The 26,302-nt window shown below is 39.0% G+C and carries 25 protein-coding genes; 17 read left to right on the top strand and 8 right to left on the bottom strand.

Annotated elements, in window-relative coordinates; translation table 11 throughout:
• Positions 1–109: 109 nt before the first annotated feature.
• Positions 110–1,531, bottom strand: coding sequence for a sigma-54-dependent transcriptional regulator (locus ACHUE3_RS08270; protein WP_099296735.1), 1,422 nt, complete (start codon positions 1,529–1,531; stop codon positions 110–112).
• Positions 1,528–2,640: a sensor histidine kinase gene (locus ACHUE3_RS08265; protein ID WP_099296736.1), complete on the bottom strand. Its 1,113-nt coding sequence runs from the start codon at positions 2,638–2,640 to the stop codon at positions 1,528–1,530. The genes ACHUE3_RS08270 and ACHUE3_RS08265 overlap by 4 nt, the downstream gene beginning before the upstream one ends.
• Positions 2,641–2,766: 126 nt before the next feature.
• On the opposite strand from ACHUE3_RS08265, the gene ACHUE3_RS08260 reads away from it, so the two are divergent.
• A complete protein-coding gene (locus ACHUE3_RS08260) occupies positions 2,767–3,357 on the top strand; it encodes a DNA-3-methyladenine glycosylase I (RefSeq protein ID WP_394191982.1) in 591 nt (196 codons plus the stop codon).
• A gap of 42 nt (positions 3,358–3,399) precedes the next feature.
• On the opposite strand, the gene ACHUE3_RS08255 is transcribed toward ACHUE3_RS08260, so the two are convergent.
• The gene (locus tag ACHUE3_RS08255) at positions 3,400–4,836 is read right to left on the bottom strand and encodes a sigma-54 dependent transcriptional regulator (protein WP_394191980.1); all 1,437 of its coding nucleotides are present in this window, start codon (positions 4,834–4,836) and stop codon (positions 3,400–3,402) included.
• 163 nt (positions 4,837–4,999) lie between these two features.
• Positions 5,000–5,785 carry a flagellin N-terminal helical domain-containing protein gene (locus tag ACHUE3_RS08250; RefSeq protein WP_394191978.1) on the bottom strand — a complete coding sequence of 262 codons (786 nt, stop codon included), beginning with the start codon at positions 5,783–5,785 and terminating at the stop codon, positions 5,000–5,002.
• 196 nt (positions 5,786–5,981) lie between these two features.
• Here ACHUE3_RS08250 and pseB point away from each other — a divergent pair, with 196 nt between their 5' ends.
• Genes pseB through ACHUE3_RS08235 form a run of 3 tightly spaced genes read left to right on the top strand, consistent with a single transcriptional unit; the run spans position 5,982 to position 9,327 of the window.
• Positions 5,982–6,983 carry a UDP-N-acetylglucosamine 4,6-dehydratase (inverting) gene (pseB, locus tag ACHUE3_RS08245; RefSeq protein WP_099296739.1) on the top strand — a complete coding sequence of 334 codons (1,002 nt, stop codon included), beginning with the start codon at positions 5,982–5,984 and terminating at the stop codon, positions 6,981–6,983.
• Positions 6,980–8,134, top strand: a complete 1,155-nt coding sequence (pseC, locus tag ACHUE3_RS08240) for a UDP-4-amino-4,6-dideoxy-N-acetyl-beta-L-altrosamine transaminase (RefSeq protein ID WP_394191975.1) — start codon at positions 6,980–6,982, stop codon at positions 8,132–8,134. Before pseB ends, pseC begins: the two co-directional genes overlap by 4 nt.
• A 56-nt stretch (positions 8,135–8,190) precedes the next feature.
• The gene (locus tag ACHUE3_RS08235; RefSeq protein WP_135474915.1) at positions 8,191–9,327 is read left to right on the top strand and encodes a Gfo/Idh/MocA family protein; all 1,137 of its coding nucleotides are present in this window, start codon (positions 8,191–8,193) and stop codon (positions 9,325–9,327) included.
• Position 9,328: 1 nt separating this feature from the next.
• Here the strand turns inward: ACHUE3_RS08235 and ACHUE3_RS08230 are convergent, their stop codons facing one another.
• The 4 genes from ACHUE3_RS08230 to pseI are packed head-to-tail and all read right to left on the bottom strand — an operon-like array spanning position 9,329 to position 13,721.
• Positions 9,329–10,852, bottom strand: a complete 1,524-nt coding sequence (locus tag ACHUE3_RS08230) for a class I adenylate-forming enzyme family protein (protein WP_394191972.1) — start codon at positions 10,850–10,852, stop codon at positions 9,329–9,331.
• Positions 10,842–12,431, bottom strand: a complete 1,590-nt coding sequence (pseG, locus tag ACHUE3_RS08225; protein ID WP_394191970.1) for a UDP-2,4-diacetamido-2,4,6-trideoxy-beta-L-altropyranose hydrolase — start codon at positions 12,429–12,431, stop codon at positions 10,842–10,844. The genes ACHUE3_RS08230 and pseG overlap by 11 nt, the downstream gene beginning before the upstream one ends.
• Positions 12,428–12,676, bottom strand: coding sequence for a hypothetical protein (locus ACHUE3_RS08220; RefSeq protein ID WP_394191968.1), 249 nt, complete (start codon positions 12,674–12,676; stop codon positions 12,428–12,430). Before ACHUE3_RS08220 ends, pseG begins: the two co-directional genes overlap by 4 nt.
• Before the next feature lie 4 nt (positions 12,677–12,680).
• Positions 12,681–13,721 carry a pseudaminic acid synthase gene (gene pseI, locus ACHUE3_RS08215; RefSeq protein WP_394191966.1) on the bottom strand — a complete coding sequence of 347 codons (1,041 nt, stop codon included), beginning with the start codon at positions 13,719–13,721 and terminating at the stop codon, positions 12,681–12,683.
• Between the two features lie 186 nt (positions 13,722–13,907).
• Here pseI and ACHUE3_RS08210 point away from each other — a divergent pair, with 186 nt between their 5' ends.
• From ACHUE3_RS08210 to ACHUE3_RS08150, 13 genes are all read left to right on the top strand, one after another.
• The gene (locus ACHUE3_RS08210) at positions 13,908–14,633 is read left to right on the top strand and encodes a cytidylyltransferase domain-containing protein (RefSeq protein WP_394191964.1); all 726 of its coding nucleotides are present in this window, start codon (positions 13,908–13,910) and stop codon (positions 14,631–14,633) included.
• Between the two features lie 68 nt (positions 14,634–14,701).
• Positions 14,702–15,649, top strand: coding sequence for an NAD-dependent epimerase/dehydratase family protein (locus ACHUE3_RS08205; RefSeq protein WP_394191962.1), 948 nt, complete (start codon positions 14,702–14,704; stop codon positions 15,647–15,649).
• Positions 15,646–16,251 (top strand): SIS domain-containing protein, encoded by a 606-nt coding sequence (locus tag ACHUE3_RS08200; RefSeq protein ID WP_394191960.1) that lies wholly within the window; start codon positions 15,646–15,648, stop codon positions 16,249–16,251. Before ACHUE3_RS08205 ends, ACHUE3_RS08200 begins: the two co-directional genes overlap by 4 nt.
• On the top strand, positions 16,244–17,242 hold the full coding sequence (locus tag ACHUE3_RS08195) for a GDP-mannose 4,6-dehydratase (protein ID WP_394191958.1): 999 nt from the start codon (positions 16,244–16,246) through the stop codon (positions 17,240–17,242). Before ACHUE3_RS08200 ends, ACHUE3_RS08195 begins: the two co-directional genes overlap by 8 nt.
• A 7-nt stretch (positions 17,243–17,249) precedes the next feature.
• Entirely contained in the window at positions 17,250–17,912 is a 663-nt protein-coding gene (locus tag ACHUE3_RS08190) for a class I SAM-dependent methyltransferase (protein WP_394191956.1), read from the top strand.
• Positions 17,913–17,920: 8 nt separating this feature from the next.
• Complete coding sequence (locus tag ACHUE3_RS08185) at positions 17,921–18,724, top strand: transketolase (RefSeq protein ID WP_182761102.1); 804 nt, start codon at positions 17,921–17,923, stop codon at positions 18,722–18,724.
• Entirely contained in the window at positions 18,721–19,641 is a 921-nt protein-coding gene (locus tag ACHUE3_RS08180; protein WP_394191954.1) for a transketolase family protein, read from the top strand. Before ACHUE3_RS08185 ends, ACHUE3_RS08180 begins: the two co-directional genes overlap by 4 nt.
• Positions 19,638–20,228: an HAD family hydrolase gene (locus ACHUE3_RS08175; RefSeq protein ID WP_394191952.1), complete on the top strand. Its 591-nt coding sequence runs from the start codon at positions 19,638–19,640 to the stop codon at positions 20,226–20,228. Before ACHUE3_RS08180 ends, ACHUE3_RS08175 begins: the two co-directional genes overlap by 4 nt.
• Complete coding sequence (locus ACHUE3_RS08170; RefSeq protein ID WP_394191950.1) at positions 20,225–21,220, top strand: aminoglycoside phosphotransferase family protein; 996 nt, start codon at positions 20,225–20,227, stop codon at positions 21,218–21,220. The genes ACHUE3_RS08175 and ACHUE3_RS08170 overlap by 4 nt, the downstream gene beginning before the upstream one ends.
• 67 nt (positions 21,221–21,287) lie before the next feature.
• Positions 21,288–23,117, top strand: a complete 1,830-nt coding sequence (locus tag ACHUE3_RS08165; RefSeq protein WP_394191948.1) for a class I SAM-dependent methyltransferase — start codon at positions 21,288–21,290, stop codon at positions 23,115–23,117.
• Positions 23,114–24,151, top strand: coding sequence for a zinc-binding dehydrogenase (locus ACHUE3_RS08160; RefSeq protein WP_394191946.1), 1,038 nt, complete (start codon positions 23,114–23,116; stop codon positions 24,149–24,151). The genes ACHUE3_RS08165 and ACHUE3_RS08160 overlap by 4 nt, the downstream gene beginning before the upstream one ends.
• Positions 24,152–24,168: 17 nt before the next feature.
• A complete protein-coding gene (locus tag ACHUE3_RS08155) occupies positions 24,169–25,137 on the top strand; it encodes a radical SAM/SPASM domain-containing protein (protein ID WP_394191944.1) in 969 nt (322 codons plus the stop codon).
• Between the two features lie 2 nt (positions 25,138–25,139).
• Positions 25,140–26,300, top strand: a complete 1,161-nt coding sequence (locus ACHUE3_RS08150; protein WP_394191942.1) for an FkbM family methyltransferase — start codon at positions 25,140–25,142, stop codon at positions 26,298–26,300.
• Positions 26,301–26,302 lie beyond the last annotated feature (2 nt).

Raw genomic sequence — 26,302 nt, 5'->3', positions numbered from 1 at the left:
AATAATAACTATATTTCAGTAAGTTAAGAGAGATTTTTAAATGTCAGAGTTTTGACATGAAGACACTCAGCATGGCTGAGTGTCTTTTGAAATTGGTCAGAATAGACTTTTAAGCTGGTAGAGCAATACCTAAATCTCGCATTTGCGCCAACTTATAACGCAATGTTCTTGGGCTGATACCTAACGTTTCAGCCACATCTTTTCGCTTGCCTCGACACCGCGTTAACGTTTCTAAAATAATGCGATGCTCTTTATCCTTTAGTTCATCTTTGTAAGTACCTGAATCTAAACTAGGAAGCTCATCCATCATCTCATTATGCTGTACTTTAGCTGCAATTGTTGGATTCGCTATATCATTAGGTGCTTGCGGTGCAACCGAGCTAGCACTTACACACGCACTAGGCGCTAAATTCTCGATGAATATAGCACTCTCATCAATAACGTCACCGTTTCTCAAGATTAATGCGCGTTGAATAACATTATCAAGCTCACGAACATTCCCTGGCCATTGATGCGACAGCAGCTTTTGCTGTGCGCTATCGCTAAGCTGAGCAATGGATTCTTTACTTTTCGCCAAATGGCGCTCAATTAAGTGCTTAGCTAATACCACTATATCACCCGGGCGTTCACACAACGGGCGCCACATCAGTGGAAACACATTGAGCCTGTAATATAAATCTTCTCTAAACTTATGCTCACTAACGGCATCTTTTAAGTCTCGGTTGCTGGTTGCCAGCACGCGAACGTTAAGCTTAATTGTTTTACGGCCACCTAATCGCTCTACTTCACGTTCTTGCAATACACGTAGTAATTTGGCTTGTAAACTTAAATCCATCTCGGTGATTTCATCGAGCAAGATTGTACCGCCCTGTGCTTGCTCGAACTTACCTGGGCACGCTTGAATCGCTCCCGTAAAGGCACCCTTTTCATAGCCAAAGAGAGTGGCTTCGAGCATGTTTTCAGGTATAGCAGCACAATTAATTGCAACAAATGGCTCGTTTGAACGTGCTGATTTATCATGAATAAATCGCGCAAGCACTTCTTTACCGGAACCACTTGGGCCCAACACCATTACGCTGGCATCAGATTTCGCGACCTTTGCCGCAAGCTCAAGCAATTGAATACTTGATGGATCAGCAACAATGGGACCATCTGTTTCTTTTTCGGGCTCTGGTAAGTAACGACTCACCATATTTAATAATACTTCTGGCGCAAATGGTTTCGCCATGTAGTCGATTGCCCCTAGGCGCATTGCCTCAACGGCATCATCAATAGTGGCGTATGCTGTCATCATCAGCACTGGTAAATCAGGGTGATTTAAATTAATGCTACGTAATAAATCAAGCCCACTCATCGCGCCCATTTGTACATCACTCACCACCAAAGAAAAGCTGTCTTTTTTTAACAGCAGCATGGCTTGCTCTGCACTATTGGCCGCAACACAGGCAATACCTGACATCTCTAAAGTATCGATTAATGCTTCACGAAGACCTGCGTCATCTTCAACAACTAAAATAGTGTTATTACTCATAATGCCTCCACCGCTTTAGATTCAGTACAAATAGGCAGTAATATGCTAAAACATGCCCCACCTTGTGTATTATTGGTAACCTCAACCCTGCCCTGATGAGCGCTAGCAACAGAGCTAACCACAGCCAAACCAAGGCCCGTGCCTTGACTTTTTGTGGTAAAAAATGGTTCAAACAGTTTCTCAGCCTGCGACATATCTATTCCAGGGCCGTTATCGCACACGCTAATACGCACAAGATCATCTGAATGAGCATCTCTTATCGCATTTACACGAACTAAAGCGCCAGAGCCAATAACTTGAATACTATTATGAATTAAGTTTTGTATCGCACTGGCTAACGCTGTTTTATTGCCCATAATAGCAATATCGGGCTCTGGTAAATTGACATCAAGCTCACTGCTATTAAGAGCAACCATTGCATCTGAGCCAGCTTTAACTTCGGTAAGTAATTGCTGCATAGAAACCTGCTCTACAACTTGTTGATCGCCACTTTTTGCAAACAGCAGCATGTCGTTCACTTGAGTTTCAAGATCTTTCAGACGCGACATTAATTTTGTGTGAAAATTACCACGCGAAGCCTCAGGTAAACGTTTTGAGCCTAAATTAGCTGCGTATAACATAGCAGCAGACAACGGAGTACGAACTTGATGAGCTAATGATGCCACCATTTTACCCAGCGCACTCAAGCGCTGCATGTGGGCCACACGCGTTTGTAAGCGACGCGTTTCGGTTAAATCTGTCATGAGAATTAACTGGCCTGGCTCTGGTGCCAATGCCGTAATATCTAACTTTATCAATCGACCATCTTTTAATGAAACTTCATGGCCATCGTCTTGTTGTGGACGAAAAGAACGTTGGATAATACTGAACCATTTCTCGCCTTCGAGTGGTTCACCTAGCATATCAATTGCAATTTGATTCGCCTTAGCAATCATGCCACGACCATCAAGCACAATAACGCCAGCTGGCATAGTATCAACCAAATGGCTCAACCAACTCGCTTGTTGACGAAGCTCACTAAGCTCCCCCACATACTCTTCTTGTTGAAGGCATGGGTTATATTGATTAGCTGTGATAAATTGTGGTTTCAACACGTTTGCAAGTGCCATGGTAAACTCTCATAAAGGTTCTCTACGGTGACAAATGCACAATTCGTACCAAAAATATATTAATTATAATTCATAAACTTAGAGTATATTTTACGTGACAATAAACTGACACAAGGAAAACACACAATGAATAAAAATGCTCAGTGTCGTTGCCCATGGCTTGATACTTCAAAGCAAGATTATGTTGCCTACCACGATGAAGAGTGGGGAGTGCCACTTTACGACGACCAAAAATTATTTGAGTTTATAACACTTGAATCAGCTCAAGCTGGACTAAGCTGGTATACCATATTAAAAAAACGAAGCGGCTACAGACATGCCTTTGAAAATTTTGACGTTAAAAAAGTAGCGTTATTTACCGACGACGATGTTGAGCGCTTAATGCTTTTTGATGGGGTTGTGAGAAACCGCTTGAAGATTGCAGCAACAATCAACAACGCAAAACGCTTTATTGAAATACAGCAAGAATTTGGCAGCTTTAGTAATTATCAATGGCAATTTGTAGACAACAAACCACTAATTAGTAACTTAAATGAATTAAGCGATTACCCCGCCATCACTGAAATATCAACAGCTTTCGCTAAAGATTTAAAAAAGCGTGGCTTTAAGTTTTTAGGCCCAACGACTGTGTACGCACACATGCAAGCATGCGGTATGGTAAACGACCACAGTAATGAGTGTTTTAGAAAAGCAGAGATTATAAAAGAGTATTTATAACGATATATTTGGTAAAGTTGGAATAGCTTAAGCTAACGCGAGTTAGTCTCGCGATAGGTTATATTTTTTCATTTTTTCAACAAGGGTTGTGCGTCTTACTCCTAGAATTTCAGCGGCCCGAGCAACGACATAATCGTAGCGTTCAAGCGCTTGAGTTATAAGGCTTATCTCAAGCTCTGCTAAATACTCTTTTAACTCAATGCCCTCATCGGGTAGTAAGCCTGAGTCCGTAGTCGCTATCTCCACTTCTGGCTCATCATCATAATCACTAAACCCTGTACTGAAAATATCATTAAACGCGTCGCGCTCCATTAGCTCCTCAGGGTATTGAGGCTCATAGGCATCAACTTCAATATAACGATATTTCGCTGGTAAATCAGGAACGTCTACAACCTTCTCAGGAAACATTATGACCATACGCTCTACAAGATTAGCTAGTTCACGAATATTACCGGGCCAAGCATGCTCTTTGAGACTGTCTACAGCACGCTCTGTGAACTTAGCTGTCGTACCGCTTTGCTCATTTACACGGCGCATTAATTCTTTTAGCAAAAGCGGTATGTCTTCAGCACGTTGGGCAAGAGAAGGATTCTCTATAGGAAATACATTTAACCGGTAATAGAGATCTTCTCGAAAAGAGCCTCTCTCTATCATTTCTTCTAAATTACGGTGCGTTGCTGCAATCACCCGCACATCGGCCTGAATAGCTTTTGTGCCACCAACGCGCTCATAACTTCTTTCTTGCAACACACGTAATAATTTAACTTGCATTTGTAGTGGCATATCGCCGATTTCATCAAGGAATAACGTACCACCTTGAGCCAATTCAAAACGCCCTTTACGTGCAGAAATAGCACCCGTAAATGCGCCTTTTTCATGGCCGAACAACTCACTTTCTAGCAGCTCGCCGGGTATAGCTCCACAGTTTACAGGTACAAAGGGACCTGAGTTGCGCTTAGACAATAAATGTACATTTCGCGCAACCACCTCTTTACCTGTACCAGACTCTCCGAGGATTAAAACGTTTGCGTCTGTTTTTGCTACCTGCTCAATTAGAAAGCGTACATCTTTTACGGCATCCGTCTCCCCAACTAAACCGTCAAACGACTTATGTGGTTTGTGGTGCTTATGATCATTAGGGAGCATTCGCTGGTATTGCTGACAATCATGCAGTAACTGCGTTGTTACATCATGATTAAATGGTTCAGAAATTAACCCCACTACATTTGCAATGCTTAGCAAAGGCTTTAAAGTTTCACCTATAAGAAGGAAGGGAACTGTAGGATAGCGCTTGATCAAACTTTCATGATTAAAACTGTTTAACGCGCCTAAAATAACCATACATTCTTGTTTTTGGTAGCTGCTACACTCTTGTTCAAATTTATCTTCAGCAAGGTTTAATACTGTTTCACCGATAAAAGTCAGCGAAGCATGTAAACCAATCGCACGATTATTATTATTATCTAAGATTAAGATCATTAGTTAGCGAACCACAGTCACAACAAGCTATTAATAAACTAAATTGTAAGCGAGTTTGACAGGGATGCAAGCATTGAGTGGCAGTTTTTTGACATCATTGCCAAAAAACTGCCGTTGATATAGCAATAAGTAATACTTAATAATTACTGTTTTAAAATCAACTCTATAGTAAGCCTAAAATAGACTCAGCGGATTGATTTGCTTGACCACGTAATGCCATAGACGCTTGAGATAAAACATCATTAGATATTTGCTGCGACACAGCTTGAGCATAGTTAGTATCTTGAATACGACTTTGGCTGGCGGCAATATTTTCCTGTTGGGTACCTAACCCTTTAATTGTACTGGCCAGGGTATTCTGAAAAGCCCCAAGCTCTGCGCGTTGGGCATTTATTTCCTCACTTGCTTGCTCACTAATATCGAGCGCAGCTTGAGCACCTGCTTGAGTTGAAATATCAATAGTTGATAGTGCAGAGGCAAAACTACCGTCTGTAGAATTAACCGTCTGGTTTATATTCGCATCAGCACCAACTTGAAACGAGACAGCTTGACCATCAAATAAAGGCTTTCCTGCAAAACTCGCATTTTCGAACGTTTCAGATATTTGACTTTGAAGTTGAACAACCTCTTCTTGTAAGGCACTGCGGTCACTGTCATTCAGCGCCCCGTTGCCTGCTTGAATAGACAACTCCTTGATACGAGATACAGCGTCATTTACGTTAGATAAATTTGATTCTGTCGCTTGTGAATAAGAAATGCCATCGTATGCATTGTTCACAGCCTGACTGTAACCGTTTTGTTGAGACGTTAAACGGTCAATAATTTGTAAAGCAGCTGCATCGTCTGCTGCTGAATTTACTTTTTTACCTGTAGCAAGTTGTTCTAAAAGCTTATTACCCGTTTGCTGAGTTTGGTTTAAAATATTTGATGAAGGTGATTGAATTTTCATAACAGGGCTCCGACACACTGAATTGGTTAAATTATAGCTTAATTTGCCAATTTTTGCACTATGTACCATGGTTTAATTAAATTAACTTGGCATCGTGCTTGCTATCAAACTAAGTTAATATGTAAAGTACTGAGAAAAGTGCCAAAATTTCACAATGCGTATAAAAACGCCAATGATAAATAACTTGGATAACATTATGTTCGATAACAAAACAATTCTAATTACCGGTGGTACCGGGTCATTCGGTAAAAAATACGTAAAAACTCTACTTGAGCGATACAACCCGAAAAAGATCATTATCTTCTCGCGTGATGAACTTAAACAGTTCGAAATGCAACAAGAGTTTGATCAACCATGCATGCGTTATTTCATAGGTGATGTACGAGATAAAGACCGCTTAAGAAGAGCTATGCGGGGTGTTAATTACGTTATACATGCCGCAGCCCTTAAGCAAGTGCCAGCCGCCGAATACAACCCTATGGAATGCATCAAAACTAATATTAATGGTGCCGAAAACGTGATTGATGCCGCCCTTGATAATGATGTGGAAAAAGTAATAGCGCTCTCAACTGATAAAGCCGCTAATCCAATCAACTTATACGGTGCAACAAAGCTTGCCTCTGACAAACTATTTGTTGCTGCAAATAATATTGCAGGTGGAAATCAAACTACCTTCTCAGTTGTGCGTTATGGCAATGTTGTTTGTTCACGCGGATCTGTTGTACCTATCTTTCAAAAGTTTATTGACCAGGGCCGTGATCATATTCCTATAACACACAACGAAATGACTCGCTTTTGGATAAATCTTCAGCAAGGCGTGGACTTTGTTCTTAAAAATTTCGAAAGAATGTTAGGTGGCGAAATTTTTGTGCCAAAAATACCCTCTATTAAAATAACTGACTTAGCTAAAGCAATGGCACCAAACTTACCCATCAAAGTCATTGGTATTCGCCCAGGTGAAAAACTACATGAAGTAATGTGCCCCGCCGATTTATGTTTTGACACTTTTGAGTTTGATGACCACTTTGTTATTGCTCCAGGAATAAAATTTAGCAGTCGATGCAACGACTTCGATACTAATGCGCTCAAAGAGAAAGGGAATAAAGTAGAGGTCGGATTTGAGTACAACTCACTGAGTAACTCACACTTCTTAACGATCGAAGAAATACGTGCATTTAATATTCAGGCACTTTTATGATTCCCTATGGCAAACAATCTATTGATCAAACTGACATTGATGCGGTTGTTGATGTCTTAAAATCTGATTGGCTCACACAAGGCCCCAAAGTACCAGCATTTGAAGATTCTGTTGCTAGTTATTGTGAAGCAAAACACGGTGTAGCTGTTAATAGTGCAACATCAGCATTACATATTGCTTGTTTAGCGCTTGACGTTGGCAAGGGGGATATTGTTTGGACCTCCCCGATTTCATTTGTTGCTTCAGCAAACTGCGCTTTGTACTGTGGGGCTAAAATTGATTTTGTCGATATTGACTTAAATACAGGCAATATGTCAGTTTTGGAACTAGAAAAAAAATTGCTTCTAGCCAAAAAAAATAATTGCTTACCAAAGGTTGTGATCCCCGTTCATTTAGCGGGTCAGTCATGTGATATGCAAGCTATTCACAAGCTAGCTCATAAATATGATTTTAAAATTATTGAAGACGCCTCTCATGCTATTGGTGCGAAATATTTAGACAAACCTGTTGGTAATTGTGAATTTTCAGACATTTGCATATTCAGCTTCCACCCTGTAAAAATAATCACCTCTGCCGAAGGTGGAATGGCTGTAACAAATAGTGATAATTTAGTAAAACGTTTGAAAAGGTTAAGAAGTCACGGTCTAACCACAGATCCAACCGAAATGACCGAGCCAAGTCATGGCCCTTGGTACTACCAACAAATTGAGCTTGGTTTTAACTATCGAATGACTGATTTGCATGCGGCATTAGGTATGAGTCAGTTAAGTAAAGTTGATGAGTTTGTTAACCAGCGTCACTTTTTAGCTAAAACATATGATGCACACTTAGATCTTAATCTGATTCGCCCATTGCAACAGAGCAACACATGCTATTCAGCTTATCATTTATACATAGTTCAACTTAAAAATAGCGATATTGAACAGCACAAAAATGTGATAACCCAACTTCGAGCTGCTGGAATTATTGGCCACCTGCATTATATCCCAATACATTTACAACCTTATTATAAAGCTATGGGCTTTAGTGCTGGTGACTTCCCTAATGCTGAAAAATATTACCAGAGGGCTATCACCCTCCCCTTGCATCCAGCGTTGCAAGACCATGAAGTGCATTTAGTAATTAACACCTTACATCAAATCTTAAATTAAAGTTTTCAACCTTTTTGACGATATAAATATGTCATTTTATGAAACATGAGGCTGCTATGCTACAAACTCACCCAACGTTCAAACTCGCATTTATTGGCGGGGGTAACACATCTGCAGTTGGCTATGTTCACTTTTGTGCAGCTCACATGGATCATAAGTTTCAAGTTGTTGCTGGTGCTTTTTGTCGTAACCAAGAAAACAACAAAGCGACAGGTGTTCATTGGGGTGTTTCCTCAGAGCGCGTTTACGATGATTGGAAGCAGATGGTCGAAATAGAACGAGAGAATATAGATGCATTTGTAGTGCTCACTCCCACACCACATCATTTAGAAGTTCTACAATATTTATTTGAAAAAAAGCTACCCGTGATTTGTGAAAAAGCCATGGTATGCGGCCCAAAAGAAATCGCTGCACTTAAGCCATATTACGATCCTGAAAAACAATTTTTAGCGGTAACCTTTAATTACAGTGGATATGCTATGGTGCGAGAATTAAAGCACTTAATTAGCTCAGGAAAGTTAGGGGAAATTCAAAAAATTCATTTAGAAATGCCACAAGAAGGCTTTCGCCGACCTCCTGATATTGCGGGTAAAACGTCGCAACCGCAAGCATGGCGACTGCAAGACGCTGAAGTACCTACAATCTGCCTAGATTTAGGTGTACACCTTCACCATTTAAGTAGTTTTTTATTAAATGAAGAGCCAAGTCACACCCTTGCTGAATTTAGTAACCACTCTCAATACATTGACTTAGTCGATGACGTACAAATGTTATTAAAGTACGCCAGTGGCATCAAAGGTAGCATGTGGATGTCGAAAACAGCGATTGGGCACAGAAATGGACTACAAGTTAGAGTTTATGGTGATATTGGGAGTGCCAAGTGGCTGCAACTAAACCCCGATGAGTTAGAACTTAATTTTAATGATGGTCGAAGGGAAATATTAGACCGTGCAGGTCAATGCGATTACGCACACCAATTTAGATATAACCGAATGAAGCCAGGCCATCCCACTGGCTTTGTCGAAGCGTTTGCAAACTTATACAGCGACATAGCCGAGGAGCTAACATCTTTTCAGCAAGGTCAAAAAAGCAAGAAACCTTATGTGTTTGGTTTAGAGCATGCAGCAGATGGTTTAAATCTGTTTGCTGCCGCAAAACGCTCAACACAAACGCTTACTTGGGAAGGCATTTAGGTCACCCTTTACCCTGTAAGTATGCCTGTTTAATGCTTGGTTTATGAATCTTACCCATTTCTGTTTTTGGTAGAGCCACCATATCAAATAAAATTCGGGGTTGTTGATAATCAGTTAGCTCTTTTAGTAAATGCATTTGTAATTGAGCTTTTGCATTACTAGGTGCCTTATCGCTGCATACATATGCTAGCAAAATAACTTCTCCGAACTTTTCATCCTCTATACCAAATGCTGCACACTCAACCACCCAAGGTAAGTAATTGCTCACCAACTCTATATCGCTTGGATAAACATTTATTCCCCCAGATTTGACTACTTCTTTAGTTCGGCCTACATAATAAAGGTAGCCATCATCATCCAGATAGCCTAAATCTCCGGTAAAAAAGTACCCTTCATTATCATAACTTAGCGCTGTTTGCTCTGGTAAATTATAATATCCCAAAAATGCAGTAGACGAGCAACAAGCTATTTCACCAACACTGCCTTTAGGTAAAGTGTGACGCTCAGAATCACATATTTTTATTCTCAAGTTTGGTAAAGGTTTACCTACACTATTAATCGGAACATTAGGTTGAGTTATATCAAAATCACTGATAACCCCCATTTCTGATGCTCCGTAGCATTCATGAAAGCGGCAGTTAAGGGCTGATAAGAGCAGCTTCTTATCTTCACTCTCAAGGGTAGCTGAAGATGATACTACACATTTTAAACTTGTTAATTGCGCTTTTTTTAACTTTGGAAGTAGAGCTTTTAATTGACTTGAAACAGCAAATAAAAAGCTTATTTTATGAACTTCAATCGCATCAAGCCAAGCATCTACAGAAAACTTGGGTAATATAACCACACTCGCACCTAACATTAACGGCATCAGCAGTGAACGCTGTGCAAGTGAATGATATAAAGGAGTTGAAACCATCACAACATCGCTTTTATCTAATTGGTAATATTGAACAGTCGCATCAAATGCGCGAACAATTTTAGTCGATTGAGTGAATACTATTGGTTTAGGCTGACCGGTTGAGCCCGAAGTCATAGTAAGAATAAAAGGAGCGTTAATATCCGCTGAAAAAGAATTACTTTGCTCAATAGATAATGACATTAACGAAGCCATGTCCGTTACTCCGTCAATATCACCACCTACTGAAATGACTTTATCGCTAGGCAATAAATCGTTTCTTATTAGTTGATTTGCAACACTCACCCATGCAATCGCGTAACTGCAATCAGCTACCTGTAACGCTTTTGATAAAGCTTGCCCTTTAAGAGTTAGTGGTAGTGGCGCAAGCGCAATGCCCAGCTTAGCCGCAGCTAATAAACAATATACAAACTCTAGGTTATTTGGACAAAATAAAGCGACTTTATGTCCTTGCTTAATCCCGTATCGAGTAAAGCCTGCAGCTAAGGAATCTACCTTATTTATTAGCTGTTGATAATTAACTTGGGTCTGTTGATATATACACGCAACGTTATCAGGTTGAGTAACCGTGTGTGACTGGACAAGCTGATATATATTTTTATTGTGCATTTGGATCCCACATTACAAAATTAAATTGCTCATCGGCTAAAGGGAATAGCTTTTGCGTAGTTTTATATTCAATAGAGTCCGTAGGCGTAGCAACAAACCCCATATATTTATTTAATAAATTGACGAATTTATTATCCTTATGGATCACCGCAAGCCAAATAGCCTCAGGGTGGCTAGCCCTACAAAAATCAAGTTGCCATTGTAAAGTCAACATAGCTAGATTAAAAGGCACATCATTGCACGCCGTAAACCAGCCTCCATATAGGTAGTCATTTGTATTGATCGATACATGCTGATGCCATATATATAGAGAAGGCACACCAGCTTGTTCAACAACATAAGATTGCCTTTCACTTCGAAACCACCATAGATAATGTTTAAGCCTTGGGATCTCTGCGTTAATGGTCATCCTCTGCGAGTTACTTGATAAATTCCTAGCAGCTAAGTAATTATTTATATCACTATCTTGAACCTCACGTACTGAGAATTCACCAGTCAGCTGCGTAATGTAGTTGCCATCCTTAACGTGATTATTTTTATCACTTACATGATATTGCTGCGCTTGTAAGATTGCCGCAACTCTCTTTACACCTAAACCATCAACAGTAACACTTGTATTATTACGTAGTTTTTTTATTCGAGGTAAACAACATATAAAGTTGCCAAGCTGAGATCCTAATAAACATGCTTGGGAATCTGAGAGTTCATCTAGATGTAAAAAGTGCCCTAATTGCTGTAAGTGAGTTATATCATTTTCTTGATTAGCTGCGATAGAGAATGTGATTGCAGGTACTTTTAATGCGGCCAGCTCGTATAACGATGTACCCAATGCTCCAATAAATAAATCAGTATTGCGGTATTCGTTTGCTATAGATAAAGGAGAACATAAAGTAGTTATATTTTTAAATTTCTCCCCAAGGCGAGTAATAACCTGTTTATTTTCAGCTTTAGGACCAACTACAACCGTGAATTGGATCTGACTATGTAGCTTATGAGGTACTGAATTAACTAATGAAGCAAAAACACTCAAGTCGCCACCACCGCCTAAGGAACAAAGAACATTCGCTTTAGTTTTACTGCGTAAAAGTCGCGCATGCAAAGCTTGGCTAAAAGGGGGCGCTAATAATGAAAAATCAGGTCCTAAAAAGCGCTGAGTTTTTGCTGGTAACTTTCCATCATAACGTTTTTGAGTTAGCTCCCCCTCCCATTTAGCATCGAATAAAAAGTCACAATCATGCTCTCTACCTAGGTCATCGAAAACAGCTAATTTAGTGCCTGCATCGGAAATTTGTTTTTCATATTCAATATTTAAATCGTAATGATCGATTATAACCAAATCAGCATTTGAAGTTTTTATTGCGCATAGTAAAGTAGCTAAATCTTGTTTAGACCCCGTTTCAACAAAGTGTATATCAACACATACCAACTCTTGTATAAAAGGAGTTATATCTGCTTTTTGCGTATCCAAAACCAAAGTGATATTAGACTGCGCGCTTGACTGCAGCTCAAGTAACAGCCACTTTATTCGCATTAAATGTCCAATACCTAAACACGTAGAAACCCGAGCTACAATATTCATTGCTTACTCAATAGCGTTTCAATCAAACCACCCACAGTTGCATTATTTTCATCCATGAGTTCATCAGGGCTCAGATGAATATTTGTAAGCATTTCAAGCTCCATAATCATGCTAAGAATTTCAAATGAATCAATGCTACCGGAGCCAATAAAATTAAAATTATTAATTTTTTCCTTGGAAATACGAATGCCTCGTGCGATTAAAAAATCACAAAAAAAATCCTGCAATAACTCTTCATTTATCATCTAATTATTCCATATCCTGCCAACATAGCTGTGTACCGCGAGGTAAAAATAGGCGCGCCTTCCTACCAATAACATTCGGTAATTCTTTTGGGGCTAACTCACCACCACCCGGTCGAAGATTCGCAACATTATCAACGGTTAAAATCTCTCCTGATTCAATATTTTTAGTCGTGTATAAGCAACGGCGATTAGGTGAAGGTTTAAGAGGATAATGTACAGTTCCAATCGCTTTTTCGACTTGTCGAACACCATGTATTAATGCTTTAAGTTCATCTGGTGTCATTGAAAAAAAGCTATCAGCCGTTTCATCATCTTTGCTTAATACAAAATGTTTTTCGATAACATGTGCGCCAAAAGCGACTGATGCTATGGGTACATCATTACCTAAAGTATGATCAGACAGACCTACCGGGCATTTAAAACTATCCGCTAGATGAGGAATTGTGGCTAAATTTATTGACTCTGCAGGGGCTGGATAAGTACTAGTACATTTTAATACGCACAACTCTTTCACCCCCGCTTGCTCTGCAACTTGAACGGCATCAGTTATTTCAGAAAGGGTTGCACCACCGGTTGACATGATCATCGGTTTTCCAGTTGCTGCGACTTTTCGAATCAGCGCATGATCAATCAACTCAGGTGAAGCAATTTTATATGCCGGTGAATCTAACGATTCCAATAAATCCACAGCAGAGTCATCAAATGGAGAAGAGAAAATTGTTATACCTATTTCATTTGCCAATTGGACCAACGGAGCATGAAAATCCCATGGCATATATGCACCTTCGTAAAGATCATATAAGTATTGCCCTTTCCATGGCCCAGTTGCTTCAAAGTGCGGTAATTTACAATCCATCGTTAAAGTATCTGCACGGTACGTTTGCAACTTAATTGCATCCGCTCCAGCCTCTTTAGCCGCCCTTACCAACGCCTTTGCCTGCTCTAAATCTTGCCCGTGATTAGCTGACATTTCGGCAATAATATACACAGGGTAGCCTGACCCGATAGTTCTACCATTAATGGTAATTTCAGAATAAAACGCCATTTACGATCCCTAAATTGCACTGTCAAAAACCATTACATTTAAGCAAACTTTATACCTAAACCTATTCGACTAGCTTATAAATTAATAAATCACATTGATCCAAAAGGATTTTAACCTTTAAGTTATGTGCAAGAGTGTAATGATTTGCTATATTTATCTCAATAATAATTATGATTACCATTAAACATGTCTGATGTATTAGTAATAATTCAAGCACGTATGACATCAACTCGATTGCCTGCAAAAGTGATGTTACCACTGTGTGGCAAACCCGTGTTACAAGTTATGCTTGAACGCTTACCTAGTTGGCATAAACATATCATTATTGCAACGACGAATGATGGAACTGAACAACCCATTTTAGATTTGTGCGCGCAGTTAAATATAAAAACCTATCAAGGCGACACGCACGACGTGCTAAGTCGTTATTATTTAGCTGCAAAGCATTATGGCGCAAAACCATCAACAACCATAGTCAGGTTAACCAGTGATTGCCCCTTGATTGATGAGGCGCTTTGTACGCAAGTCATTAATGAAAGAACGAGTCAAAATTATGACATGGTTAATTTAGGCCCGCACAGTGGTTACCCTAGGGGGCTAGATTGTTGTGCTTTTTCTTTCAAATTATTAGAAAATACTTATTTAAAAGCCACATCACCCGCCGATCGTGAACATGTGACGTTAGGCATGGCAAAATTTAATACCATAACGACCCACACATTCAGTGCGCATGAAGATTATAGCCACTTTCGCCTAACACTTGATGAACCAGACGATTACAAAGCAATTACCACTGTTTATGAGCACTTTTTGAATAAAGTTGATTTTTCTTATAATGATTTAATAAAAACATTAAAGGAAAACCCTCACATCACCGATATAAATAAACACGTAGAGCAAAAATCTACTTAAGTTAGGCATAATAATTGTATGTCATTGAACATTATATTTATGACTCCCAAAGAATTAGAGAATATTAAATGAATCCAAAAACAATATTAGTTACCGGTGCAACTGGCTATAAAGGAACCGCATTGGTTCCAAAGCTACTGGCTTTAGGCCATCGCGTAATCGCATTTGACACCCAATGGTTTGGTAATTTTTTGCCCTCTCATGACAACCTCTCAGTCATTAAAGGTGACGTACGCGACACTGATACGATTAACTTAGACGGTGTGGATTCTATTATTCATCTTGCTTCTATCGCAAACGATCCCTGTGGTGATTTAAACCCTAAATTAACATGGGAAGTGAGTGCGTTAGCAACTATGCGCTTAGCCGATAAAGCAAAGCGCTCTGGGGTGAAGCAGTTTATTTATGCGTCATCTGGTAGCGTATACGGTATAAAAGATGAAGAACATGTAACTGAAGACTTAACGCTTGAACCTATTTCAGAATACAACAAAACAAAAATGGTTGCAGAGCGTGTTTTACTTAGTTATGCCAGCGATATGGCGGTCCAAATTGTTCGCCCAGCAACCGTATGCGGCGTATCTAAACGTATGCGTTTAGATGTTTCTGTTAATATGCTGACAATGCAAGCTCTGAAAAATGGAAAGATTACGGTTTTTGGTGGCGATCAAGTCAGACCAAATATTCATATTGACGATATCACGGATCTCTATATTTATATGTTAGATAATCCAGATAAAGTCTCAGGTGTGTTTAATGCAGGGTTTGAAAATATTTCAATTATGGATATTGCAAAAATGGTGCAGGCTAAAATAGCGTGTGAGATTGATGTAACGCCTTCAAATGACCCTCGTTGTTACCGTATTAACTCAGATAAATTACTCGCAACTGGTTTTACACCCAATAAAAATGTCGACACTGCCATTACCGAGATTATTACAGCTTACAAACAAGGTTTACTAAAAGATGAAGATCATTTTTACAACCTTAAATGGATGCAAAGAGAGGTTCTATGATTAACAACCAGCGAACCCCAGCGGTACCTAATGATTTAGTAGAAGACCTAACAACAAACTATATAGCCAGCCTAACGGCTGTGCTAAAACAGCTAGATAGCAAAAAAATTAAAATCCTTGTTGATTCTTTGCTAACTATGAAAGCAAATAATGGCACGTTGTATTTATGTGGAAATGGTGGTTCGGCTGCAAATGCAATCCATCTAGCAAATGACTTTACATTTGGTATAAGCCCGCAAGGTAATGCACTTAAAGTTGAAGCGTTACCTGCTAACAGCTCTGTTTTAACTTGCTTAGGTAATGATATTGGTTATGAAAATATCTTTGCACATCAGCTAAAAGTTAAAGCGAATAGTCATGATATTTTACTAATTTTATCTGGCAGTGGTAACTCTGAAAATATAATTAGAGCGACTCAACAAGCACTCGATATTGGTATGAAAACGGTGGGTATTTTAGGATTTTGTGGCGGTAAAGTTAAGCCTATGCTTGACCAAGTTTTCCATTTCGAAATCCAGGATATGCAAATATCAGAAGATACCCAAGTTATTGTCGGGCATATTTTAATGAAAGCTCTTTATCTGGAATTACAAAATGACTGACTCACCAATTATTGTTATAGGAAGTAACTCTTTTTCAGGCGCCTCTTTTTGCTCTCACATGCTAAAGCAAGGTAAAAAAATCCTCGCGATCAGCCGCTCTAGTGAACCCGTTAATGCCCTCTTACCTTATAAATGGCAAGATTGCCACACAACGAATCTAGCATTTAAACAACTCGATTTAAATCATCACTTAAATGAAATATTAGCACTCATCAAACAAGAGAATGTTGGCACAGTTTATAACTTTGCAGCCCAAAGTATGGTGGGACAAAGCTGGGAATACCCAGAGCATTGGTTTATGACCAACGCAGTGTCAACTATCAAATTACACAATGCACTTCGTCAACTCGACAGTTTAGATAAATACATACATATCTCTACACCTGAAGTGTACGGTAGCTGCGAAGGATTGGTTCCTGAGCATCGGAACTACCAACCAAGCACGCCCTATGCTGTATCACGAGCAGCAGCTGATATGAGTCTTCATACATTTTCTGATGTTTATGATTTCCCTGTTGTTTTTACTAGGGCAGCCAACGTGTTCGGTGAAGGACAACAACTGTATAGAATAATTCCAAAAACAATACTGTCTATATTATTAGGCAAAAAGCTACCGCTTCATGGCGGCGGCCACTCTACCCGCTCATTTATCCATATTGATGATGTGTCTACTGCAACACAGTTAATTGGAGAGCGAGGAATTAATGGCGAAATTTATCATATTTCAACAGAGCGTATGATCACAATCCGCGCAATTGTGGAGATGTTATGCAAAATGTTAAACGTCCCATTTGAACAGACATGTGAAATAACAAGTGACCGACTTGGAAAAGACGCTGCTTACCTGCTTGATACTCAAAAAATCAGATCAGAATTACAATGGCAAGACAGTATTTCACTCGAAGACGGCCTTGCCAAAACAATTGATTGGGTCAAAAGCAACCTTGATAATCTAAAAACACAACCATATAACTATATTCATAAAGCCTGAGGTATTCATGCTAGGAAAAGAATTAGATTTATTAAAAAACTACCCTAAATCAAAAAGAGACACCAAGGGAAGAGCCAATGTAATTACCGAAGCTGATAGAGAAATTGCTCGCCAATATGGTAAAGATTTTTTTGATGGTGATCGCACCTATGGATACGGTGGCTTTAGCTACATGTCTCGCTTTTGGCAACCGGTTGTTCCTGATCTTCAATCTCACTTTCAATTAACAAAAGAAAGTTCTTTACTGGACGTAGGTTGCGCCAAAGGCTTCATGCTCTATGACCTGCAACAGCATATCAAAGGTATAAAATTAGCTGGGTTAGATATTTCTAGTTATGCTCTAGAGCATGCCAAAGAAGAAGTTAAACACCTACTTCAACAAGGGGATGCAAAGAGTTTACCTTTCGATGACGACAGCTTTGATGTCGTTATGTCAATCAATACTATCCATAATTTAGATGAAAAAGAATGTTCTATCGCGTTACAAGAAATTGAACGTGTAAGTAAAGGAAAGTCATTTATAACTGTTGATGCCTATCGAAATGATGAAGAAAAAGAGCGTATGCTCGAATGGGCATTAACCGCAAAGACCATCATGCATGTTGATGATTGGAAGGTATTCTTTAAAGACCATGGTTACACTGGTGATTTTTACTGGTTCATACCATAGAGATAACTATGAATTTAGAGCAAATAGCAGCAAAAATACGATACACTTTATGTGACGTATCGAGTAAAACAAAAACCCCACACTTGGGTAGTTCACTGTCATGTACTGATATATTAACAGCACTTTATTGGCAAGTACTCAATGTAGAACCATCAACACCATCAATGCCAAGCAGGGATTACTTCTTGCTTGGTAAAGGCCATGCTGCAAGCGCACTTTATACCACACTTGCCTATAGGGGTTTTTACCCAGTGGCAGATCTTTATCAACACGGCCAAACCGACTCTGTTTTTGAAGAGCACCCCGGCATAAACTCCCCTAAAGGAGTTGATACCGTTTCAGGATCACTTGGCCATGCACTTTCACTTGCAACAGGCATGGCATTAACCTGTAAAATTCAAAAAAGAACCAATCGCTTTTATGTTCTCATGGGCGATGGTGAGCTCAATGAAGGAACGATTTGGGAAGCGGCCATGTTTGCAGCCGGTAAACAATTATCCAATCTCGTTGCCATCATTGATTTTAATAAACTTCAAGGCACTGGTGAAAGCTGTGAAATAATGCACCTTGAACCATTAGAAGAAAAATGGCGGGCATTTGGCTGGCACACAATTCGCCTTGATGGTCATGATATTTTGGCTATCAGCGATGCTTTAAAGGATGCGCAATCTTACGACAAACCGGTGTGTATAATCGCTGATACAATTAAAGGAAAAGGTATTTCTTTCATGGAAAACGATAACAACTGGCATTATCGTATACCAACTCAAGATGAAGTTGAAAAAGCAAAACAGGAGTTGGGCCTAAAATGAGAAATGCATTTGCAAATTGTTTGACTGAATTAGCTAAATCCGACACAACTTTAATGCTTTTCTACGCTGATATCGGTAATCGTTTATTCAATAACCTAAAAGAAACTGCTCCCGATAGAACAATCAATGCAGGCATCGCCGAAGCAAATATGGCATCAATGGCTGCGGGCTCCGCAATGATGGGCCAAAAACCTTTTATTTATACCATTACGCCATTTACTACAGCGAGAAACTTTGAACAAATAAAAATAGATATCGCTTACCAAAACCAACCCGTTATCATCGTTGGCACTGGCTCAGGCTTATCATATGCTAATTTAGGGCCCACACATCATTCGTTTGAAGATATCGCGTTAATGCGAAGCTTGCCAAATATGAATATTGTATGCCCTGCCGATTCAGACGAACTTAGCGTATTAATGCCCCAATTAATCAAACTCAACCAGCCGTGTTACTTTAGAATTGGTAAAAAAAATGAGCCAAAGGTTCACAAAATTTTACCTGACTTAAAGTTTGGACATGCATATATAATGCAAGAGGGTCAAACAGTCGCAATATTAGCAACAGGCACTATTATGCCACTCGCGAATGATTTGCTCATTGAACTTCAAAGTAAAGGCATTAACGCCGAGCTTGTTAGTTTTCATACAGTAAAGCCCCTTGATACTCAATATTTAGCATTAGCTTGTGAGCGCTTTGAACATATCATCACTCTTGAAGAGCACAATGTGAATGGCGGCTTTGGCAGTGCCGTACTTGAATATATTAGTGAACAACCTAAAACACTAAGAGTACACCGTTTTGGTATCCCAGATAGGTTTATTGATCAAGTTCATAGTACTGAAGATGCACGTAAAAAAGCAGGTTTAACTGTTTTAGATATAATCACAACACTAAAAAATAGAGCTGTAATATGATTATCGGTATCGACTTTGATAATACTATTGCCGACTATACAGGTGTGTTTCATCACGTTGGGGTGAAACTAGGCTGGCTTCCAAAAGAAGTGGGACAAACAAAAGAAGATGTGAAAGCATATTTTATTAATACTGGAAATGAACCAAAGTGGACTGAATTACAAGGTATCGTATATGGGAAAGAGATTAATAGAGCCCGACCTTATGAGGGCTGCTTAGATGCTTTGCGACAGTTAAAAACAAAGGGACACGAGTTAGTTTTAATTTCTCACAAGACTCGCCATCCGATTGTTGGTGAAAAGGTAAACTTTCATGAAGCTGCAACTAATTGGCTAAAGTCCCATAGGTTTGCGGGTTCAATCGACTCACCATTCTCAGAGTTTGACCTAAATTTTAATGAGACGAAAAAAGCAAAATTGTTATGTATTGCTAGACTTAACTGTGACTTATTTATCGATGATTTAGAATCCATATTTTGTCATGAGTTATTCCCAGTTCATTGCAGAAAAGTCTTGTTCAATATTAACTCTAACTACAAGAGTTTAACTCAAATTACCAAATGGTCTGATATCCTAAGGTTAATATGATAAATGAAACAATAAGACTTTGGCTAAAACACACATTAGACACTGATGAAATGACTATAACTGCTTTAGTGGGTGGGGCCAATAATCGCGGTTATCAAATATCATCTAACCGAGGAAATTACTTTTTAAAGTCATTTTCTCCTTCCCACGCCCAATCTCCCCATAAACTCTCTAATGAGTTTAATTTTTCGCAGTACTTGTGGCAAAACGGGGTTAGATCAATACCTGAGCCAATTAATTTATACAAACAGCATTATGTAAGCCTTTTTCGATTTGTACAAGGCGATAATATTGAATGCTCTTCACCTGAATTAGTTTCAGATGCACTTCGATTTATTGAGCAAATTAATGATATCCCGTTTTGTGATACACACCTGAATACCGCCTCAGAGAGCCCTTCAAATCTGCTTGGTTTTCATACCATTATAGAAAATCGCCTCGCCAGGTTCAAAACAACTCAATACAATAAATGCTTAAATGAACTTTTAGAAAGGATCGAAACTAGAGCTGATATAATACGTTGCAGATTATCCGAAAATGGAACAATAGAGCATGAAAGAAGCATTTTATCTCCTTCAGATTTTGGTTTTCATAACGCAATAAAGACAAAACAAAGGTTAATCTTTTTTGATTTCGAATACGCAGGTATTGATACGAGTTGGAAGCTATTGTGTGATTTTTTTTCACAACCCGCCATTCCTGTTGATTTGACATCTTTGAAATTATTTTTCGATAGCAAACTATTTCAACCTATTTCAATGCAACGCAACGCCTTCTTAATCGCGTTTGAATTAACTCAGCTAAAGTGGTGTTTAATTATGTTAAACGAGTTTATAGGCGATGTTCGAGCACGACGCCAATTCTCATGGAACAAAAATTGCTTAGAAGATCGTGCAATAGAGGAAGTAAAATTAGAACAGCTAGCTAAAAGTCAAAAGTACTTTGAATCAATCACATCTAAAGTTGAATTTGCAGCGAATTTTTGTGATTAAAGCCATGATTAAGTAATTAAGTTAGTATACCCAAAGAAATTTAAATAATGCAAAATTGAGGAATATAATGTCTGAAATTACAACTAGATTTGAAATTGTATATAGAGAATATAATTTATCAGACAACGATTATTATGTATATGGCTCTGGTGGTGGAGGCTCAGATATTCTTCAGTTTATTGAAGAAAACCACTTAAGGCCACCAATTGCAATACTCGATCGCGAAGAGAAAAAAACACCAATAAATACTCTTAATGCCTATGAACTCAAAGCTATTAACCACCCAGTAGTCGTGTCTTCAATTTCTTTTTATGGTGAGATAAAACATGCATTAGTTAAGCATAATGCGCAGTTCAAATCGAATCTAATCCCCTTAATGCCATACTCTGATAATGTAACAAATAAGCTTTATATTTCGGAGTCTGCTTGGACTGAATATCAATCTCTCTCTGAATCCGCTTACAGAAATATGCATAGCTGGGCCAGCTCTCAATTGCAAAATCAAGGATTCTATATTTCTAAAACAAGTGAAGACTTTGCAAATAAATTTTACTTATTGTGTGAAGAGTTACCTGAGCAAATACATACAATCGAATCAAATCAATACAATTTTGACTACTTTTCTAATAGTTTAGGTGAAAAAAACTCTGATTTACACAGACTTGAAATAACCCCAGCAGCGCAAGTGGCGATAGAAGACTTTTTGGATAGGCACTATGAAGAGATTGCTCAGCAACTGGGTAGTCATTGGAAGGTTGTTAACTGCCGTATAACCAAACTCGCGAAAGTGCATAATTCTAATTTAGGTTCAAATAAACTCCATTTGGACAATATGCCCAAACCAGTGAAAAAAATCCTACTTTACATAACGCCTCCCTCAGCTGAAACTGGCTCAACTATGATAAAGCTTGAAGATGGGAGCCAAGTTATAGTAGAAGGCAAAGCTGGTACTTTTTTACTATTCCAAAATAGCCGTCTACAGCATAAGGGGTTGTCTACAGGTAAACTAAATAGATTGGTTTGTGAACTCACCATAGCTACAAATCAATACAAAGATACTCAAGTTCGTAAAGTTGGATTGGTTTCAGAATACCCTTATAAACCTTGGCAACGATGTGGTGCCTACAAAGTTAACCTCGGTGGGGGTGCTAACTTTAATGGTGAAAACTGGATTTGTTACGATGAATGCGATGGCGCTAATATTGAGCCTATTAGCTTTAATCCGAAAACAATTTTACCTAACTTGGATAAATCATGTAGTCTTGTATATTCTTCACATTTTTTTGAACATATCAATCAAGAAACGCTTATAAACTTACTAAGTGAAAGCTGGAGGATCCTTCAGCAAGATGGTGATTTACTAATCAAAATCCCTGATTTTGATTCTGCTAGATCAGCAGGTATTAATGGTAATATAGAGTATTTCAACCAATTTTCACAGTCAAAAGAGCTACTAAAAAACTGGCAGAAATATGGCGTGGACCCTCAGTGTGCCTTATCACATGCAGCTAATGTGATTACCAGCTTCTGGGATGCTGAATATGGCCACTTATATAAGAACCAAACTTCTAAACGTTCTGGTTATTGTGGGCCAGTGAGACTCACAAGTGATGAATACGCTGATATATTTAAAATAGAATCAATAAACGAAATCTCAAAGATCTTGACGCAAAAAGTGCGAGACACCGAAAAAGGCTACCAATTTAATCATCAAAATGCCTGGACCAAACAGGAGTTTATACAATTAGTATCTAGTTTTGGTTTTGAGTTAGTTTCAACAAACTATGAATTAATAGAGTATGCATTTCCAGATGTACCTGATCTCGAAGCACACAAACCAATTAGTAACTATTATTACTTTAAAAAAATTGCTAATGCCAATAAGGGGAAATCATGAAAGCAGCAGTTTTGTTCAATACTGGTGAACCTTTAGAGATCATTGATGGTATTAAAATGCCTTTGCTAATGCATGGGCAAGTCCAAGTTAAGTTACTATATAGCGGCCTTTGTCACTCACAGCTAATGGAGGTGCAAGGTGGTAGAGGTGAAGATAAATACTTACCTCACTTGCTTGGCCATGAAGGTGTTGGTATTGTTGAGCAAATTGGTGATGGGGTTACAAAAATAAAACCGGGTGATAAGGTCGTCATTGGCTGGCTCCAAGGTGAAGGTCTCAATGCACCTGGGGGCAAGTACCCTCATGAGGATTATTTAATAAACTCAGGCAGCGCTACTACTTTATGTGAACAGTCAATTGTTGCCGAAAATAGGCTTGTAAAATTACCAACCAGCTTTCCAGACAAGCTTGCAGTACTTTTAGGTTGTGCTCTACCAACAGGCTTAGGCTTAGTTTTCAATGAACTCAAACCTGAAAGAGAAAGAACAATCGCCATTTTCGGACTGGGCGGTATAGGTATGAGTGCACTGCTTGCAGCAAAGCTTAGTGAGCCTACAAAATTAATTGCCGTTGATGTTAATGAAGAAAAATTATCATTAGCAAAGGAGCTTGGTGCAACTCATGCTGTGAATGCAAGTAAAATAGACGCAGTAAACGCAATTCACAATATCACTGGTGGTATTGGTGTTGATTACAGTTTAGAGGCTGGAGGTACTGTAAGGACAATTGAGCAAGCATTTGAGTCAGTCAAAAATGGTGGTGGGCAATGTGTCTTCGCTTCACACCCCAGTAACGAGCTAAAAATATCTTTAGAGCCACACGCCTTCCATCGTGGCAAGTCCATTCGTGGTAGTTGGGGCGGTGGCAGTAAACCTGATAAAGACATTCCAAAATTCATAGCACTATATCAGCAGGGTCAGCTAAACCTAGAAGCGTTGTTAACCCATCAATACGAATTAGAAAGTATCAATCAAGCACTTCAGGACTTACATAATAAAAAAATTGTGAGAGCTCTGATTAAGATTTCTCAATAGCAATTTAGGAGACGCGAATGAGTACATACAAATTACCCCTAGAGCCATATCCTAGTAGGGTCCTCATGGACTTAAGCTCAGACTGCAACCTGAAATGTCCAATGTGTGTCGTGCATGGCAGCACAGACGACCCCAAAGTGAATGCAATTATTAAAAAACACATGAAAGTCGCTGATGCCAAGCAAATATTAGATGAGATTGAAGGCCATACCAAGACCATTGGCCCTGGCCTTTGGAGCGAGCCATTAATGGGCCGTGATATTTTAATGCATTTGCGTAGCATGAAACGCAGAGGGTTCACAATTTCGATGAACTCCAACGGCCTATTGATGAATAAAAAAATGGCATTATCATTAGTAGAGTTTGATGTTGACAGTATTACAGTCAGTGTTGACGCGACCACTAATGATACATTAAGTAAAATCCGCGGCGTTGAGAAACTCGAAAAAATAGAGGCGCATGTAAAACAATTACTAGAACTCAGAGGTAATAACAAGAGCCCTCGTATTGGCGTTTCTTTTACTAAACAACCTGAAAATGTTCATGAAGTCCAGAATTTCATAGACAAATGGGTGGAAATCACTGATTTTGTGCGCATTGGTGAAATCTTTGAAGATGGGAAATTCCCACACATTGATATAAATCACGAACACAGAAAACCTTGTGCTGAGCTATATGAAACGATGTCTATCCATACCAATGGCGATGTCTCTATTTGTTGTCTTGACGGCTTTAAAGATGTTGTTGTGGGAAATGTGGTGGAAACAAGCGTTAAAGAGGTCTGGCAAGGCAAAGCACTTACAAAAATACGTAAACATCATGAAAATAGTGAATGGGACAAAGTCCCATTTTGTAAAAACTGCGATCGCTGGGCATCAAATATATTCGAAGAAAAACAAGAAGGTAATATGCTCATTAGAACCTCAGCCGAATTCACTTTTTACAATCGATTGGACAGATTAAACTCTTGGAAAAAATGTAGGTAGATATGAACAACACTTCTTATCTAGGAAAATTAATTAAAGAAATTGAAGGGAGAAGCGTTGAGCAGCTTCGTGAAGCTCAACGTAATAAGTATATTGAGCTCAGGGCTTTGTTGAACCAACCCATCACAATTGTTGGTGCTGCTGATGAAGGTGTGAGGCTCCTCTCTATCCTTAATTCACTTCAAGCGACCGATGTATTTATTATCGACATGAATAAAGAAAAAGTGGGTACTGAAGTTCTTGATGGTATAAATATTACGCCATTTTGTATTCAAAATATTTCAGGCCGCAACGTTATTCTTGCTACACATCGAACTTACAGTGTATATATAAAATGCCACGAACTTCAAGCAGCATCGGTGACGACATTTATGCACCTTCAAGCTTTATATCCAGAAAGCTTTGAGCCTCATTTTTTTCATAAAGATATGCTTGAGACCATAGTCGACAATGTATTTGCTTTGAAAAACCTTAAATCCAACCTTGCCGATGACGTATCTATAGGGGTACTCGCTTCATGTTTAGATTATCGCTTAAATGGCAACCCTACTGTTATGGGGAAATTCATAGATTGGGACTTGTATCTGCCAACCTGTATTGATCTAACACCTTTCGTACATAATTATGTTGATTGTGGCTCTTTTGATGGAGATAGTGTCGCTCTTCACTTAAAGCGATATCAAACTGCCGTAAAACAAGTTTTTGCTTTTGAGCCGGACCCAAGTACATTTGAGCGGCTGAAAAGTAACATGTCTGCTTTTCAGCAAGTTCGGTGCATAAATAAGGGGGTCGGAGATAAGGTCGCTAAATTAAATTTTTCAGCAAATAATGAGCGGGCTTCACTATTCTCAGAATCTGGCGAACTAAGCATTGACATTACCTCTTTGGATGAAGAGTTAGGAGGTGTGGCACCTTCATTCATTAAAATGAACATTGAGGCTTTCGAGCCGCAGGCGATTGATGGCGCAAAAGGTATTATTATTAGGAATACTCCTTTATTGGCTATTTCAGCTTATCATCAGCCCGAACATTTGTACTCTTTGCAATTGCAGATCGAAGATATTGCACCTACAAAATATGACTTTTATTTAAGGCAACATGATGGCGGTCTTGTTGAGACTGTGCTCTATGCTGTACCAAAACAGTCGCAAGGCCATATTTAGAC

It is taken from the genome of Pseudoalteromonas atlantica (assembly GCF_043641955.1).
Classification (GTDB): Bacteria; Pseudomonadota; Gammaproteobacteria; order Enterobacterales; family Alteromonadaceae; genus Pseudoalteromonas; species Pseudoalteromonas atlantica_A.
The sequence above is the reverse complement of the archived record's forward strand: the minus strand, read 5'-3'. Positions and strand labels throughout refer to the sequence as shown.